12 protein-coding genes are annotated in these 15,551 nt (G+C 52.4%); 9 read left to right on the top strand and 3 right to left on the bottom strand.

All coding sequences use genetic code 11. The annotated features are described in order from the left end of the window. The first annotated feature begins 15 nt into the window (after window positions 1-15). From AM231_RS18915 to ppnP, 6 genes are all read left to right on the top strand, one after another. A complete protein-coding gene (locus AM231_RS18915) occupies window positions 16-1,005 on the top strand; it encodes an AAA family ATPase (protein ID WP_054404015.1) in 990 nt (329 codons plus the stop codon). Then, on the top strand, window positions 1,002-1,949 hold the full coding sequence (locus tag AM231_RS18910) for a DUF58 domain-containing protein (protein ID WP_054404014.1): 948 nt from the start codon (window positions 1,002-1,004) through the stop codon (window positions 1,947-1,949). Before AM231_RS18915 ends, AM231_RS18910 begins: the two co-directional genes overlap by 4 nt. A gap of 123 nt (window positions 1,950-2,072) precedes the next feature. Next, complete coding sequence (locus AM231_RS18905; RefSeq protein WP_054404013.1) at window positions 2,073-4,076, top strand: vWA domain-containing protein; 2,004 nt, start codon at window positions 2,073-2,075, stop codon at window positions 4,074-4,076. After that, window positions 4,060-7,083 carry a VWA domain-containing protein gene (locus tag AM231_RS18900; RefSeq protein WP_054404012.1) on the top strand — a complete coding sequence of 1,008 codons (3,024 nt, stop codon included), beginning with the start codon at window positions 4,060-4,062 and terminating at the stop codon, window positions 7,081-7,083. The genes AM231_RS18905 and AM231_RS18900 overlap by 17 nt, the downstream gene beginning before the upstream one ends. A 359-nt stretch (window positions 7,084-7,442) precedes the next feature. Next, window positions 7,443-9,464 (top strand): transketolase, encoded by a 2,022-nt coding sequence (tkt, locus tag AM231_RS18895; RefSeq protein WP_054404011.1) that lies wholly within the window; start codon window positions 7,443-7,445, stop codon window positions 9,462-9,464. Window positions 9,465-9,564: 100 nt separating this feature from the next. Continuing rightward, window positions 9,565-9,882 carry a pyrimidine/purine nucleoside phosphorylase gene (ppnP, locus tag AM231_RS18890; RefSeq protein ID WP_054404010.1) on the top strand — a complete coding sequence of 106 codons (318 nt, stop codon included), beginning with the start codon at window positions 9,565-9,567 and terminating at the stop codon, window positions 9,880-9,882. A gap of 186 nt (window positions 9,883-10,068) precedes the next feature. On the opposite strand, the gene AM231_RS18885 is transcribed toward ppnP, so the two are convergent. Both AM231_RS18885 and AM231_RS18880 read right to left on the bottom strand, forming a co-directional pair. Beyond that, window positions 10,069-10,995, bottom strand: a complete 927-nt coding sequence (locus AM231_RS18885; protein WP_054404009.1) for a copper amine oxidase N-terminal domain-containing protein — start codon at window positions 10,993-10,995, stop codon at window positions 10,069-10,071. 165 nt (window positions 10,996-11,160) lie between these two features. Further along, window positions 11,161-12,183, bottom strand: a complete 1,023-nt coding sequence (locus tag AM231_RS18880; protein WP_278044642.1) for an NAD(P)-dependent oxidoreductase — start codon at window positions 12,181-12,183, stop codon at window positions 11,161-11,163. Window positions 12,184-12,245: 62 nt separating this feature from the next. Here AM231_RS18880 and AM231_RS18875 point away from each other — a divergent pair, with 62 nt between their 5' ends. The 3 genes from AM231_RS18875 (at window position 12,246) to AM231_RS18865 (ending at window position 14,940) form a co-directional block, all read left to right on the top strand. Further along, window positions 12,246-13,601 (top strand): glucose-6-phosphate isomerase, encoded by a 1,356-nt coding sequence (locus AM231_RS18875; RefSeq protein ID WP_054404008.1) that lies wholly within the window; start codon window positions 12,246-12,248, stop codon window positions 13,599-13,601. 106 nt (window positions 13,602-13,707) lie between these two features. Further along, window positions 13,708-14,340, top strand: coding sequence for a YigZ family protein (locus AM231_RS18870; RefSeq protein WP_053491783.1), 633 nt, complete (start codon window positions 13,708-13,710; stop codon window positions 14,338-14,340). A gap of 6 nt (window positions 14,341-14,346) precedes the next feature. After that, a complete protein-coding gene (locus AM231_RS18865) occupies window positions 14,347-14,940 on the top strand; it encodes a TetR/AcrR family transcriptional regulator (protein ID WP_053491784.1) in 594 nt (197 codons plus the stop codon). Between the two features lie 185 nt (window positions 14,941-15,125). Here the strand turns inward: AM231_RS18865 and AM231_RS18860 are convergent, their stop codons facing one another. Then, window positions 15,126-15,527 carry a secondary thiamine-phosphate synthase enzyme YjbQ gene (locus AM231_RS18860; protein ID WP_054404007.1) on the bottom strand — a complete coding sequence of 134 codons (402 nt, stop codon included), beginning with the start codon at window positions 15,525-15,527 and terminating at the stop codon, window positions 15,126-15,128. Window positions 15,528-15,551 lie beyond the last annotated feature (24 nt).

Here is a 15,551-nt window from a genome sequence, read left to right as displayed (position 1 = left end):
ATGGAGGTTGAATCCATGTCGGACATAGCAGTGAGGCCGCAGGAATGGATGGAGAAAATAGAAGGCCTGCGGGAACATATCGGCAAGGTGATTGTCGGACAGCAGGATGTCGTTGAGCAGATGCTGTGGTGTATTTTTGCAGGAGGGCATGCACTCCTGGAAGGGATTCCTGGTCTCGGCAAAACGATGCTCGTCCGCACTGTATCCGAAGCGTTGGAACTGTCCTTTTCCCGTATACAGTTTACGCCGGATTTGATGCCGAGCGATATAACGGGCACCAATATTCTGTCATTCGGACAGCATGGTGACACCGGAATGACCTTTCAAAAGGGCCCGCTGTTCAGCAGCATCGTGCTTGCCGACGAAATCAACCGGGCTACGCCAAAAACCCAGAGTGCCTTGCTGGAGGCCATGCAGGAGAAGACCGTTACGGTCGGTGGGGTAACCCATCAGCTTCCTAAGCCTTTCTTCGTGCTCGCAACGCAAAACCCGCTGGAAAATGAGGGGACGTATCCATTGCCTGAGGCGCAGCTTGACCGCTTTCTGCTGAAGATTGAGGTAACCTATCCCAGCGCGGATGAACTGAAGGAAATCGTGAAACGGACGACGTCTTCTCATGAATTCCAGGTGGAACGGCAAATGACTGGGGACGAGCTGCTGGAGATTCAGCGCGGAGCCAAGGAAGTGCTTGTTGCAGACGAAATGCTGGACTATGCCGTTCGCCTGCTGATGATGACGCATCCGGACGAGGCAGCAGCACCGGAAGCGGTACGTAAATACGTGCAGTTCGGTTCCGGGCCGCGGGGCATTCAGTCCATTATCTCTGTGAGTAAAGTGCGGGCTCTGTGCAGCGGACGCATGCATGTATCAACTGGCGATATCCGTGCCGTAGCTCTGTCTGCGCTGCGCCATCGTTTGTTTCTGAATTTCGAGGGGCAGGCGCTCGGCATTACGACGGACCATGTCATTCAGGAGGTTCTGCAAGCATTGGAGGCATCCGCGTGAGCGGGGGAGAATACCTGCTTCCTCCGGAATGGCTTCCGCGCCTGGAGCGATTGAGTGTTGATGCCAAACGACGGGTCGCTGGAACGCTGCAGGGGAAAAGACGATCCCGCCGTCTCGGTTCATCCCTCGAGTTCGCCGACTACCGGGTATATGCTCCCGGTGATGATGTCCGCAGATTTGATTGGGGCGTTTATTCTCGTACGGGAAAAGCATTCGTCCGGCAATTTATGGATGAGCAGGAGCTGACCGTAAGTATTTTTGTAGACTGTTCCGCATCCATGGGAACCGCTATCTCATCGCCTATGGAACCAGCCGCCGATGATCCGGCAGGGGGAAAGGGAAGTAAGAAATGGCTCCTTGCGCGCCAACTCGCTGCCAGCATTGGCTATATGGCATTATCATCCTACGACAGGCTGCAGATTGCCTGTTACAGTCGTTCGATTCATGCTCGCCTTCCGATTATGAGAGGAAAGGGCTCGGCCCATCGACTGTTTTCGTTTCTGCAAGGGGCAGAAACGGGTGGTGAGGGCAGTTTGGGGGCGGCGCTTGCGGTTCCTGGTGTCTTGCCAAGACAGCCGGGAATGACCTGGGTGTTCTCCGATTTTTGGCTGGAGGGCGGCGAAGAGGAATTGTTCAGGGCGCTTTCCCTTTTGTCAGGTACCGGGCAGGAGGTCGTGCTGGTGCATGTATTATCAAGGGAAGAGCTGGAACCTAAATTAACGGGCGACTTGCGATTGGTTGACAGTGAAACGATGAGCGGCAAGGAAGTAGCATTGACGGGGAAGGTCCTTGAAGCTTACAAGGAGGAGCTGGAGCGTTACCGGACGATGCTGTCCCGTGTGTGTGCGGAACGCGGAATGTCCTATGTGCTTATTCCGGCCGACATGCCGCTTACGGATGCCATGTTTGGAGTCCTTGCGGGAGCTGGCTTGGTCTCTGGATAGAGAAGGACTTCATAAACAGAAAGACTCATCATAATGAGAAGAGATGGATAGCCTCATCGAGATACTCGGGGATCATAGGCAAGTCTGGCTAGTCGGGGTCCATGGGAGTAAGGAGGGAACAACTTGGGGATTCAATCTTGGCTGAGTCTATGGTTCGGTTTAACGTTGCCGGCCATTGTGCTCATGTATATGTTCAAACGAAAATATGTAGATACAACTGTTCCCAGCCACTTGCTGTGGGAGCGCGTGCTGCGGAACCTGGAGGCCAACAGGCCTTGGCAGAAGCTGCAGAATCGGCTTCTGCTGTGGCTCCAACTGCTTGCTGCAGCACTCATGGTCTTCGCACTGATGCAGCCCTTTTTGCAGGTGTCGGGTGGAGGAAGCGCCCATGTCGTCATCGTTGCCGATACCTCGGGCAGCATGAGCGCGCAGATGCAGCCTTCGGCAGAGGGAGAAGCAGTTACCAGGCTGCAATTGATGCAGGAAAGAATCAGGGACTATGTAAAGAATCAAGGAAGAAGAAGCGAGATTACGCTGCTGTCTATGGGAGCAAGTCCAGTAACGCTGTTGTCCCATGAAAGCGACCGTACTGCTATTAATAAAGCGGTGGATGGCTTGCGTCCTTATTATGGGGCAGCATCCTATAGGGAAACCCTGTCGCTTGCCTCGGCTCTAACGCGGGAAGAGCCTGATGCAGAGGTGGTCATTTTTACGGATAGCTACTGGAAACAGGATACGGTGCCTATAGCATTTCAGGTTCCAGTATCCGTAGAGAAGGTGCAGGGCGAGCTTCCTTACAACGTGTCCATTGATCAATTCGGCATTTCGGCAAAGGGAGAATTGGGTTCATCCTACGGGGCGGTTGCGGTTCTCAGCACGAATGCCAAGGAGGCCGTCTCGGCCGAAGTAAATCTTTATGGGGATGAACAGCTGCTGACCAGCAAGGTGCTGGAGCTTTCGCCGGGCAAGAAATTAACGGAATCTTTTACCGATCTCCCGTTTGCGGAGGTATACCGGCTTGAGCTATCCGGGGAAGACGGGTACGCGGCAGATAATCAATCTTTTGCATTTGGACTCGGGCACGGATCTTCGCGCGTGTTGCTGCTGACTTCAGGCAACTTGTTTCTGGAAAAGGCACTGCAGTTGAGTGGAGCCGAAGTCACCCGGGTTGCCTGGAATGATGCCGAAGGCAAGAAGGATGAGGATGAGATTTCAAGTACCCAAGCGGACAAGGACAGCGCAGCATCGGAAACACCGCCCGTACCTGAAGGCGAATTCGATCTGCTCGTGATGGACGGGGCCGTCCCCGCAGGGTTCAGGCAGGGGAAGTGGGCGGAGCTGACTGTCAAAACGCCACTGTGGACGATCGGCGGAGAAGGCGACAAAGTTGGAAACCAAGGAGGACGCCCCATTCTTGCCAAGCATCCGGTGACTAATTATGTTACCCTATCAGGCGTTTATTTCGGGACGCTGTTGGATCAAACCCCGGCCTGGGGGGATGCTGTCGTCAAGCTTGGGGATCAACCCATCGTCTATGCAGGGAATGAAAGCGGTCGACCTCGATTGTCCTTCAATTTTCTGCTTCAGGACAGTGATCTTCCGTTATCACCTGAATTTCCGGTCATGGTCAGCAATGTGCTGGAGTGGATGACTTCAGGCAAAGGAAGCGGGCTTGGTCGATATATGGCCGGTGCGCAAGCGGATATTCCGATTGCGGCGGATACGGTATCGGCTCAGTGGGTACCCAAGAACGGTCTTGCACTTGCCGACGGAATCTCACCTGAGGAAGCTCTCCGTAATGGGCAAGGGGTATCGCCAGTACAGATCGTGCCGGAAATCCCTGGGTTGTACGCATTTGAACAGCAGAATGAGGCGGGGGAGAAGCTTCGTTACTGGCTGGCCGTAACGGCAGACCCGTATGAGGCGGAGTGGAGCATAGATCAGGGTCCGCCTGTTAGTCAAACATCATCGAACCAGGATGATACGACAGCTGGTGATCGTGACGGGTCATCCACGCACAGCGAAAATGCAAGTCGTGCCGGTTCGCTAATGCCATGGCTGGCAGCCTTGGCATTGGCTGTGGTCGCAGCGGAATGGGGGGTGTATCAGCGTGGGCGTTCAATTTAGCCAACCATGGCTTCTGCTGCTGTTGATTCCGGCAGGCGTGTTTCTCTATTACGCATACAAATCGGATTTTCGGTTAAGCGGCTTTCGCAAGAAACTGGCCTTGTTCCTGAGAACCTGTGTCATTCTGTTATTGATCCTTATGATTTCGGGCCTGCATGGTTTTACCGTACTCCGTGATAAACAGGTCGTGTATATGGCAGACCGTTCGGACAGTATGGGGGAGTCGGCACGGATCACAAGCTGGATCAACGAGTCTCTTGCGGCAAAAGGGGAGAAGGATGGCACGGCCATTGTGTCTGCCGGCCTTGAAGGCGCCGTGGAGCGGCGCTTATCCACTGCGACGAACGCCGGCGCATCTTTAAATGCGCTGCTGGAGCAGCAGTTTACCGGTTTGGAGTCGGGTCTTCAGCTTGCCGGGAGCTTGTTTCAGGGTAAAAGTGATTCGCGAATCGTGCTGATCTCGGATGGAGAAGAGAATGTAGGCAGTATGGCAGCAGCGGGAAGGCTGCTCAAGGATCGGGGAATTGCGGTTGATGTACTGCCGGCCCCGAAGCAGGTGATCAAGGACGCCGCTGTTGAGGAGTTGAAGGTGCCGGATAAGCTGTATCAGGCGGAGTCTTTCTACGTGGAAGTCATGATTCGGAGCACATTCAAAACCTCTGGTGAATTGCGCATTTACGAGGATAACCGGGAGATCGGGCGGGAACGCGTGGACGTAACTCCTGGTGAGAATCGGTATGCCGTGAAAGGCTTGGCCAAGAATCCGGGACTCCACCGCTATCGTGCCGAAATCTTCATGGATGGGGATGAGGCATCGGCTAACAATGCAGCGTTCGATTTTACCCGTGTGGAAGGTCCGCCGAACGTGCTGATCGTGGAAGGCACACCGGGCACGTCTGGCAACATAAAAGCTGCGCTCGAGTCGGGAATGATTGGCACCGAAGTGATTCCACCGGAACTGCTTCCGCTGGAAGCGGCCAAGTATGCCGTATACGACAGCATCATCTTTAATAATGTGTCAGGCAGTGACGTTGGCGGAAAGCAGATGGAGCTGATCGAGCAGGCCGTCCGAAGCTTCGGCATCGGATTTATGATGGCTGGGGGTGAGGACAGCTTTGGGATGGGCGGATATTTTAAAACCCCAATCGAAAAGGCGCTGCCAGTCTCCATGGAGCTTGAAGGCAAGCGGGAAATTCCATCGCTTGGTCTCATCCTCGTCATTGACCGTTCAGGCAGTATGGATGGCGACAAGATCGAATTGGCCAAAGAATCAGCGATGCGAACAGTGGAATTGCTGCGAGCCAAGGATACGGTCGGCGTCGTCGCCTTTGATGATCAGCCGTGGTGGGTCGTTCCGCCTCAGAAGCTCGGAAATAAGGAAGAGGTGCTCAGCAGTATCCAGTCGATCCCAAGCGCTGGTGGGACCAATATTTATCCGGCCGTTTCTTCAGCGCTTGAGGAGATGCTGAAGATTAAATCGCAGCGCAGGCATATCATTCTGATGACCGACGGGCAATCGGCTATGAATCCCGGTTATCAGGATCTTACGGATACGATGGTGGAGAACCGAATTACGATGTCTTCCGTAGCGGTAGGGATGGATGCCGACACGAACCTGCTTCAATCCTTGGCTGAGGCAGCCAAAGGCCGTTATTATTTCGTAGAGGATGAAACGACGCTGCCCGCGGTATTCAGCCGAGAGGCCGTGATGCTCGCCAAATCCTATATCGTGGATAAACCCTTTGTTCCGGCCGTTCAGAATGCTGGTGATTGGGCAAGCTTATTCCAAAAGGGCGTACCAGGGCTATATGGATATGTAGCCGCAACGCCGAAGTCCTCTGCTCAGACGGTTCTGTCTAGTCCCGAGCCAGACCCGATCCTGTCGCGCTGGCAGTATGGATCCGGCCGAACGGTAGCCTGGACGAGTGATCTAAGCGGTAAATGGTCGAGGGAGTGGGTGTCCTGGCCCAGCTTTGCCAATACGTTGACGGAAATTGTGAAGTGGACGTTCCCGCAGTTTTCGTCATCGCCGTATGAAGTGACTACTGAGACGGCAGGCAATCAAGTGAAGCTGCAAGTGACTGCAGTGGGCGAAAATCCTCCGGAGAAGCTTACTGCAGTGATCGGGGATGATGAAGCCGGCGAGCAGACTGTGGAGCTCACCCAAGAGGCGCCGGGCCGTTATACCGGACTTGTTAACGTATCGAAGCCGGGAGCCTACCTCATGTCCCTTGAGGACGCGAGCGGGGAAGAGGCGGTGCAAGCTGCCCCTGGCACCGGTTTCGTTGTGCCGTATTCACCGGAATACCGGCTGGCTTCCGGCAGCGGTGAGGAAGCTCTGAAACGGCTGGCCGAAGCGACGGGTGGCCGCGTCTTATCCTGGGATAACCCGGCCGAAGTGTTCGACCGGCAGGCAACCTCGCGGATGCAGATCCATGATTGGAGCTATCCGCTGCTGGTGGCGGCCCTGCTGCTGTGGGTCGCCGACATCGCCGTGCGGCGCCTGGCTCTGCCATGGGGCGCTATCGGCGTTAGGATGGCCGCCCTGCTCCGCAGGCGGCCGGCTCCTGCCCGCGAGGCCGCGCGTGACGCGGGTCTCGAGCGGCTGGCGGCGCGCAAAGCCCGCGCCGCCGATTTCTACGGCGGCAGCTCCGCGAAGCCTCCGCCGCAGGCCCCGCCCGCACGCGAGCGCAGCGGTGCGGGCCGCAGTGCCGGGGGCGGGAACCCCGCCTCGGCATCCCGCGCAGCTCCGGCAGTGGGCCGTAAGGCCCCGCCGGAGGCGCACGATTCGCAGCGGGTGGATGCCCCGCTGCGGGAAGAGCGGCCGGCCCAGGTGAAGCCGGCCGCAAGCCAGGGCGCGCGCAAGGACAGCGCGCCTACACCGCCTCCCCCGCCGCCGAAGGCGCAGGGGGACGGCAGCGGCCGGCCTGGGGGAACCGGGCCGGCTCCGGAAGCAGGCTCCTCCATGGATCGCCTGCTTAAAGCCAAAAAACGCGGCTCGCGATGAAACGCCGCCTCACGCTGCAGTCCAGCTGTCGATGTACAGCTGGACCGCAGCTTTTTTAAATTTATAGGAAAGCAGATTTCCATGCTATGTTTCACGAAATCGTTTAAGGGATGTCGAATCCGGTTATAACCGGACTATTAAGGGAAATAATGCAAGTGGGATGGTGGCTGCCTTGGTGACTTTTACATCACATTGACAATTACGTTCTGGAAATGAAAGACGTGTGGTGTTACAATAAGAGTCAAAATGATATTCTCAACATTCCTAACTGCTCTGATACATGTGAATTAGGGAGGTTAGGACGTAAGAAGCCTTCATTTTTGAAGCTTACTATGGAAAAGATTTGAGGAGGACGAATCATGACAACCGAACATAACCAAACGATCGACAATCTGTCTATCGCAACGATCCGGACACTGGCGATTGACGCTATCGAGAAAGCGAAATCCGGTCACCCGGGCATGCCGATGGGTTCTGCACCTATGGGCTACCAATTGTTTGCGAAGACGATGAATCATAACCCGCAAGAGCCGACGTGGATTAACCGCGACCGTTTTGTCTTGTCTGCGGGCCATGGCTCCATGCTGCTCTACAGCTTGCTTCACCTGAGCGGCTATGACTTGTCCATTGAAGATTTGAAGCAGTTCCGTCAATGGGGCAGCAAGACGCCTGGTCACCCTGAGTTTGGCCATACCGCTGGTGTTGATGCAACAACAGGTCCGCTTGGACAAGGTGTGGCGATGGCTGTGGGGATGGCAATGGCAGAAGCTCACTTGGGCGCGACTTACAATAAAGATAGCTTTAATGTAGTGGATCATTATACGTATGCGATTTGCGGCGACGGCGACATGATGGAGGGCGTTGCATCGGAGGCCGCTTCGATGGCAGGCCATCTGAAGCTCGGGAAATTGATTATGCTGTATGATTCAAATGACATCTCCCTTGATGGCGAGCTTAATCTGGCCTTCTCCGAGAATGTAGCGAAGCGTTTTGATGCTTATGGCTGGCAAGTGCTGCGCGTGGAAGACGGTAACGATTTGCCTGCGATCGAGAAAGCGATTGAAGAAGCGAAAGCTGATACGAACCGCCCAACACTGATCGAAGTGAAGACTGTGATCGGTTACGGCAGCCCGAACAAACAAGGTAAAGGCGGATCTGGCGGTACGCACGGTTCCCCGCTTGGTACCGAAGAAGCGAAGCTGACCAAGGACTTCTATAAGTGGGTATATGAAGAAGATTTCTATGTACCTGAGGAAGTACGTGAGCATTTCGGCAAAGTGAAAGACCGTGGTATTGCGGCTTATCAAGCTTGGGTTGATCAGTTCGCGAAATACAAAGAAGCTTATCCGGAGCTGGCAGCGCAATTCGAGCGCGGTGAATCCGGTGAATTGGCTGAAGGCTGGGACAAAGACCTGCCGAAGTACAGCGCAGATGACAAAGCGGTTTCCACTCGCGTGGCATCCGGTAAAGCGCTGAACGGTTTGACTGCAGGCGTACCGCAGCTGCTCGGCGGATCGGCTGACCTGGAAAGCTCCACGATGACGCATCTGAACGACCTGGCATCCTTCACGGCAGAGAGCTATGAAGGCCGCAACGTTTATTATGGCGTTCGTGAATTCGCGATGGCTGGTGCTATGAACGGTATCGCACTCCACGGCGGACTGAAAATTTTCGGCGGTACGTTCTTCGTATTTACAGACTACCTGCGTCCAGCTGTTCGTTTGGCTGCCATCATGAAGCTGCCGGTTACGTATGTATTGACGCATGACAGTATCGCTGTTGGCGAAGATGGACCTACGCACGAACCGATCGAACAATTGGCTTCCTTGCGGATCATCCCAGGTCTGACTGTGATTCGTCCAGCGGATGCTAACGAAACTTCCGCTGCATGGGCGTATGCGGTTGAAAATACAGATCGTCCTGTAGCGTTGGTGCTGACTCGTCAGAATCTGCCAATCCTTGCAGGTGCGGTGGACCAAGCGCGTGAAGGCATCAAACGCGGCGCTTATGTTGTTTCCGATGTGAAAGACGGTAACGCACAAGCTCAAATCATTGCAACGGGTTCCGAGGTTCAGCTTGCTGTTAAAGCACAGGAAGCACTGGCTGAAGAAGGAATCGCTGTTCGCGTAATCAGCATGCCAAGCTGGGATCTGTTCGACAGCCAGGATCAGGCATACAAGGATTCCGTGCTGCTTCCGAACGTCAAAGCTCGTCTTGCCATCGAAATGGCTCATCCGTTTGGATGGGAGCGTTATGTCGGCGACCAAGGCGCTATTCTTGGCATCAACACATTTGGCGCATCCGCTCCTGGCGACCGCGTCATTGCCGAGTATGGCTTTACGGTTGAGAACGTGGTTAGCCGCGTAAAAGGCTTGCTGTAAAATATTTGTGATATAACTCCATATGGTTGTTCCGGCACCCGCTTCATGCGGGTGCCGTCATATATACAGCTTTACATATTTTGGAGGAGGCGATGAGCCGATGTCACTGTTTAAGAATGCAACCATCACGAAAGCAGCTAACGTGTACTATGACGGACAGGTAACCAGCCGTACGGTATTGCTGGAAAATGGAGAGAAGGTAACCCTGGGGATCATGCTTCCGGGAAGCTATGATTTTGACACTGCTGGCCCTGAGATTATGGAAATTCTGTCCGGTGATCTGCGTGTCCTGCTGCCAGGTGAGCAGGAATGGCTCGAGATCCAAGACAGCACGACCTTCAATGTTCCTGGCAATTCTAGCTTTAAGCTAGAGGTTCGTACGGTTACGGATTACTGCTGCTCTTATCCGACCATGTAACAGGCTGATGCATAAGTGAAAAATTCGGTACTCCAAACCCTGCACAGCTTGAAGAGCTTTCTCAGAGTGACCGAGGGGTTTGTAGACGTAAATAAAATCAAAAAAGGCTCAAAGCCGGTGGCTTCGAACCCTTCTTGTCAATGTCTGATATCAATGCATATCATCCAGGGTAAATGTATCATGGACTCATTCTTCCGGAATCGATACGATCTCGCCTCGATAATCAGGATCACTGCTGTCCAGTTCCACCCATCCGGCTGCCCATTCATCGGTGTGATTGATCAAGCGGTAGCTGGTCACGCCGGAAGGATAACGGAATACGAAATACGCAAACGTCGAATTGCTGACATCCGGCTGCTTGCCGATCTCCGCTATAATTGCGGGCAGGAAGAACAGATTTTGTTTTGCCGGTACCTTGGCATTGTAGTCCAGCTTGCCTTGCCATTTCAGATATTTGACGCCGCCGTGGATTTCGAAGTAGCTGGCGATATCATTATCGACCATGAAGTAACGATTGGTTTCGCCTTTTGGAAAGTAAAAATCCCAGCCTTGCATTTCTACAGGGGACATTTCCAATTGAGGCTTCTTCAATTGGGATGTATAAGCAAGCCGAGTCGCCGCATTTCGTGCGGTGGCCAGATCTGAGCTCTTTAAGTCGGAGATGATATCGGCTTCGGCCTTATTAATATAGGCTGTCTTTAGAGAACCATTCCAATAGACGCTGGCATCAAAAGCTTGGGCAACGGCCCTTAGGGGAATCATGGTCTTGCCTTTATGCAGCACAGGGGCAGCAGGGAGCGTCTTCTTTACTCCGCCGATGTCCATGCTGGTGTGCCCTGCCGTAAGAATCACCGTTTTGTTATCACCTTGAATGGTCACCTGCTTCTTGCTGTTGTCGTATTTTATGACGTAGTTACCCAGTGGCTTCAGATCTGTTAGGGTAACGAAAGTGGTACCTTGCCGAATCAGCACTTCACCGCTTGCCTTTACATTGTTAATGGTAGCGGTAGGTTTGGAAGCGGCAGAAACCGGTGAAACCGCAATGGCAGGAGACAGTACAGTGGTGAGTATGGCAGCAGCTACCATAGTTTTTAATCCTTTGGTCCAATTCATTTTGTATTTCCTCCCTTCGTATAGTAGACGGAACGAAATTGAGAAAAGTTTCTTCCGGAGGGAAATAAGAGGGGGAAAACTATAAAAATGGCTCCTTTCTCCTAGTCCGGATGACCGTAAAACTAGAAGAAGGAGCCGTGATAAGACAAGGCATGGCTTGTCTGGTTAAGATTGTTGTCCGCCGATTTTTTGGCCGATCCAGGCTTCATAGCATTTCACAACAGCGGAGAGATCCTCTTCGCTAAAGCCCTCGCTCGCACCTGCTTGAAACAGGCTTTTGGCCAGGTTCAGCATTGGAGAAGGCATGCCGATGCCGTCAGTTAGTGAAGACGCCAGCTTGAGGTCTTTGAGCATTAGCCCGAGTGAGAACTGATTGCTGAAATCACCGTCAATAATTTTGCGTCCTTTCAGCTCAGCTGCTTTGCTGCCGGCTGATCCTAACTGTACAAGTTCCAGAAAGTTGTCCGCGGGAATGCCTGATTTGGCGGCGATGGCAAAGCCCTCGGCAAGCGCCAGATTGTTAATGCCTACAATGGTGTTATGGGCAAGCTTTGCGACAGCTCCGCTGCCGTTTGGCCCCATGTGAATGACTTTTTTGCCTAAGGTATCAAAGACATCCGCATGCGCTTCGATGACTGCGGCTTCGCCGCCAACCATGAAGACCAAGGTGCCATCGATCGCTGCTGGCTTGCTGCCAGTTACCGGGGCGTCCAGGAAGGAAGCGCCAAGGCCCGAAACGACCGAAGCAATTTCCTTAACAAGGCTTTCTGAGATCGTGCTGCAATCCACGACGGTCATTCCGCTCGTAAGGGAAGCAAGCAGACCGTTCTCTCCATAGTATACATCCCGGATGGATTGGTCATTGCTTACCATCGTAATAACCAAGTCCTGCCCATGTGCCGCCTGGCGAGGGGTGTCCGCGATGGAAGCTCCCTGCTCGGCGAGCGGACGGCATTTTTCTTGGGTACGATTGTACACGGTCACATCATAATCCTGTTTCAACAGATTGGAAGCCATGGGCGCACCCATGGTGCCTAGTCCGATAAATCCGATTTTCTTCATAGCTACATCACCTTTAATATGGATTCCCGATCCATTCCATCTTAGCATGGGTTCTTGAGGCGAAGCCAGTATTAGTGAAAGATTGAAGAGACGCAGGACATGAAGAATAAATGACAGTTCTCCCATGAAACTTGCGGTCTTTATTAAATTAAAGTATCCTATTTCTAAATTAACTGGAGGTTTAAGGCATGACTAAAAAAATCAAATTTGATTACAGTAAAGCACTGACTTTTGTCAACCAACACGAAGTTGATTACTTTGCTGAGCCGATCCGCACAGCACATGAACAGCTACATAAAGGTACAGGAGCCGGCTCCGATTATTTGGGCTGGATCGACCTGCCGACTCAGTATGATAAAGAAGAATTCTCGCGCATCCAGAAAGCGGCTGCCAAAATCCAAAGCGATTCGGACGTTCTGATCGTTATCGGTATCGGAGGTTCCTACCTCGGGGCAAGAGCAGCCATCGAAATGCTGTCGCACTCGTTCTATAACGAGTTGTCCAAAGACCAGCGCAAGACGCCGGAGATTTATTTTGCAGGTAACAATATCAGCTCCACTTATGTTACGCATCTGCTTCAATTAATTGAAGGCAAAGACTTCTCCGTCAATGTCATCTCCAAATCCGGTACAACGACAGAGCCGGCTATCGCATTCCGTATTTTCCGTGCAGAACTGGAGAAGAAATACGGCAAGGAAGAAGCACGCAAACGCATTTACGCTACAACGGACCAAGAGAAGGGCGCCCTCAAAAAGCTGGCTACCGAGGAAGGCTATGAGTCCTTCATTATCCCTGATGATGTGGGCGGACGTTATTCTGTGCTGACCGCAGTTGGTCTGCTTCCGATTGCTACGGCAGGCATCAACATTGAAGAAATGATGCAGGGTGCGGCTGACGCTGCTAAAGAATACAGCAACCCTAACGTTGCCGAGAATGAAGCTTACCAGTATGCAGCGGTTCGTAATGCTCTATACCGCAAAGGCAAAGGCATCGAAATCCTGGTGAACTATGAGCCGTCCTTGCATTACGTATCGGAATGGTGGAAGCAGCTTTACGGCGAGAGTGAAGGGAAAGACTACAAAGGCATCTATCCGGCTTCCGTCGATTTCTCTACCGACTTGCACTCCATGGGTCAATTCATCCAGGAAGGCAGCCGCAACATCTTCGAAACGGTCATTCAGGTTGAGAATGTATCCGAGCATATTACGATTGAATCGGATCCGGATGATCTGGACGGTTTGAACTTCTTGACTGGAAAAACATTGGATTTTGTCAACAAAAAGGCTTTCCAGGGAACGATGCTGGCCCATACCGATGGACAAGTTCCGAATTTGATTGTGACAATTCCAGATTTCACTCCCTATTCGTTCGGATATCTGGTATACTTTTTCGAAAAGGCCTGCGGTATCAGCGGCTATCTGTTAGGTGTCAACCCGTTTGACCAGCCGGGTGTAGAGGCGTACAAGAAGAATATGTTCGCATTGCTCGGCAAACCTGGGTACGAGAAAGAGAAGGCCGAATTGGAAGCTAGACTTTCCGAATAAACCTGACACTTTCACATGGATGACGCAAGACGCTGAAGGAAGCAGTCCGCGGGCATAATATAGCCGTGGACTGCTTTCTTGGCAATATAGAGGTGGTTGTAGTTTCATGCTGGATCGATACAAAACGGTACGTCAGGCGGGTTCCAAGGAGATTGTTATCAAGAAATCGCGATTCATCGGGCATGTGATGCCGGTGGAAACCGAAGAGGAAGCCGTCGCTTTTATTGAAGACATCAAGAAAAAACACTGGAATGCCACACATAACTGTTCCGCTTATATGATTGGTGAGCGGGACGAGATTCAGAAGCAATCGGATGACGGAGAACCAAGTGGAACGGCTGGCAAGCCGATTCTCGAAGTGCTCCGCAATCAGGGGCGGAAGAATGTAGCCATAGTGGTCACGCGTTATTTTGGCGGTATTATGCTGGGTGCAGGCGGATTGATCCGGGCCTATACCGACGGTGCCGTGGCAGCGATCGAGTCAGGCGAACCGATCACAAGGGTGCTTCACCGGGAGATTTTCGTCGAGCTGGATTATACGTGGCTGGGTAAAGTGGAGAACGAGCTTCGTAACCGAAGCGTTCGTATGGGTGAGACAAATTTTGCCGACACGGTGACTTTGACCTGCTTGCCGCTCGATGCTGATGCGGAGAGCTTTATGACTTGGATGGTGGATTTGACACAGGGGCAGTCCTTGATCACGGAGGGAGAGCGGCTTTATTTTATTGAAGGGGAATAAAATAATATGGCAAGAAGAGCAGTAGAACGCGAGTTGTCGAGAGAGCGGATACTGGAAGCAGCCAGGCATTTGTTCATAACCAAAGGGTACAGGGCCATTTCGATGCGCAGCATCGGCCAGCATCTGGGTTATAGCCACGGCTCCTTGTATTATCATTTTAAGGAAAAGGCGGAGCTGTTTTACGCCATTGTCGTGAAGGACTTTAATGATCTTAATGATTTGCTGTTGGAAGTCTCGGGAAAGCCTCCTTGTGACGGGGTATCGAAGCTGGAGCAGTTGATGCTGGAATTCGTCCGTTTCGGTCTGGATCATCCTTACCAGTACGAAATCATGTTCATGATTCGGGACGAAGAGCTGCTGTCCTACTGTCGCGCTGAGCAGGGACGCTGTTTTGAAATGTTTGCTATGCTGGTTCGTCAGTATTTGCTTGAAGAGAATTACGATGAGGAAGAGCGGCGAACCGTCCCGCTGACTTTGTTTTTGTCGCTGCATGGATTCATATCGTATTATATTCAGGACAGGATTGGTTTTGATGAGATCAAACCCGCCGCTCATACCCATGTTAAAGTGCTATGTCGGAGCTTGTATAGCAGGGTCTGATTATTATATGTACTTTGAAGCATAGCCCAGTACTTCAATCCGTTACAACGGCCTAGCGTTGAAACGTCAATCGCCTAATGAAATGAAACAGACAGATGCACGCTCCCTTGCATGTACCTGTCTGTTTCTTTGTGTTTGGAATTGGTAAGCAGTCGGCTATTTCGATCGGGCTGCGAGGTTTGAGGTTATCCTTCCATGATCTTCACATGATATTGACGCTGTCTTGGCCCGTCAAATTCGCAAAAATAGATGCCTTGCCAACGACCAAGAAGAAGATGTCCATTCTGAATGATAACCGTTTGGGAAGGGCCGCAGGTGATCGATTTGAGATGGGAAGCCGTGTTGCCCTCAGCATGGCGATATTTGGGATGCTCCCATGGATAGACTTCATCCAAGGACATCAGTACATCTCGTTTCACATCGGGATCGGCATTCTCATTGATGGCAATGCCCGCAGTCGTATGGGGGCAATAAATCAAGGCGGTGCCTTGCTGAACCCCGCTTTGTTTCACAACGGAGATGATCTCCCTCGTGATATCCCTCATTTCATCCCGGCCTTTTGTCTCCAACTCACCAGTAAACAGCATATTAAATACCTCCTCATATTTTTC

The sequence above is a fragment of the Paenibacillus solani genome (assembly GCF_001277345.1).
Classification (GTDB): Bacteria; Bacillota; Bacilli; order Paenibacillales; family Paenibacillaceae; genus Paenibacillus_AQ; species Paenibacillus_AQ solani.
The sequence above is the reverse complement of the archived record's forward strand: the minus strand, read 5'-3'. Positions and strand labels throughout refer to the sequence as shown.

Excerpts from the sequence above, each read along its gene's own strand:
- AM231_RS18885 (WP_054404009.1), bottom strand. The coding sequence starts at position 10,995 with ATGAATTGGACCAAAGGATTAAAAACTATGGTAGCTGCTGCCATACTC.
- AM231_RS18880 (WP_278044642.1), bottom strand. The coding sequence starts at position 12,183 with ATGGGAGAACTGTCATTTATTCTTCATGTCCTGCGTCTCTTCAATCTT.
- ppnP (WP_054404010.1), top strand. The coding sequence starts at position 9,565 with ATGTCACTGTTTAAGAATGCAACCATCACGAAAGCAGCTAACGTGTAC.
- AM231_RS18870 (WP_053491783.1), top strand. The coding sequence starts at position 13,708 with ATGCTGGATCGATACAAAACGGTACGTCAGGCGGGTTCCAAGGAGATT.
- tkt (WP_054404011.1), top strand. The coding sequence starts at position 7,443 with ATGACAACCGAACATAACCAAACGATCGACAATCTGTCTATCGCAACG.
- AM231_RS18865 (WP_053491784.1), top strand. The coding sequence starts at position 14,347 with ATGGCAAGAAGAGCAGTAGAACGCGAGTTGTCGAGAGAGCGGATACTG.
- AM231_RS18915 (WP_054404015.1), top strand. The coding sequence starts at position 16 with ATGTCGGACATAGCAGTGAGGCCGCAGGAATGGATGGAGAAAATAGAA.
- AM231_RS18860 (WP_054404007.1), bottom strand. The coding sequence starts at position 15,527 with ATGCTGTTTACTGGTGAGTTGGAGACAAAAGGCCGGGATGAAATGAGG.
- AM231_RS18875 (WP_054404008.1), top strand. The coding sequence starts at position 12,246 with ATGACTAAAAAAATCAAATTTGATTACAGTAAAGCACTGACTTTTGTC.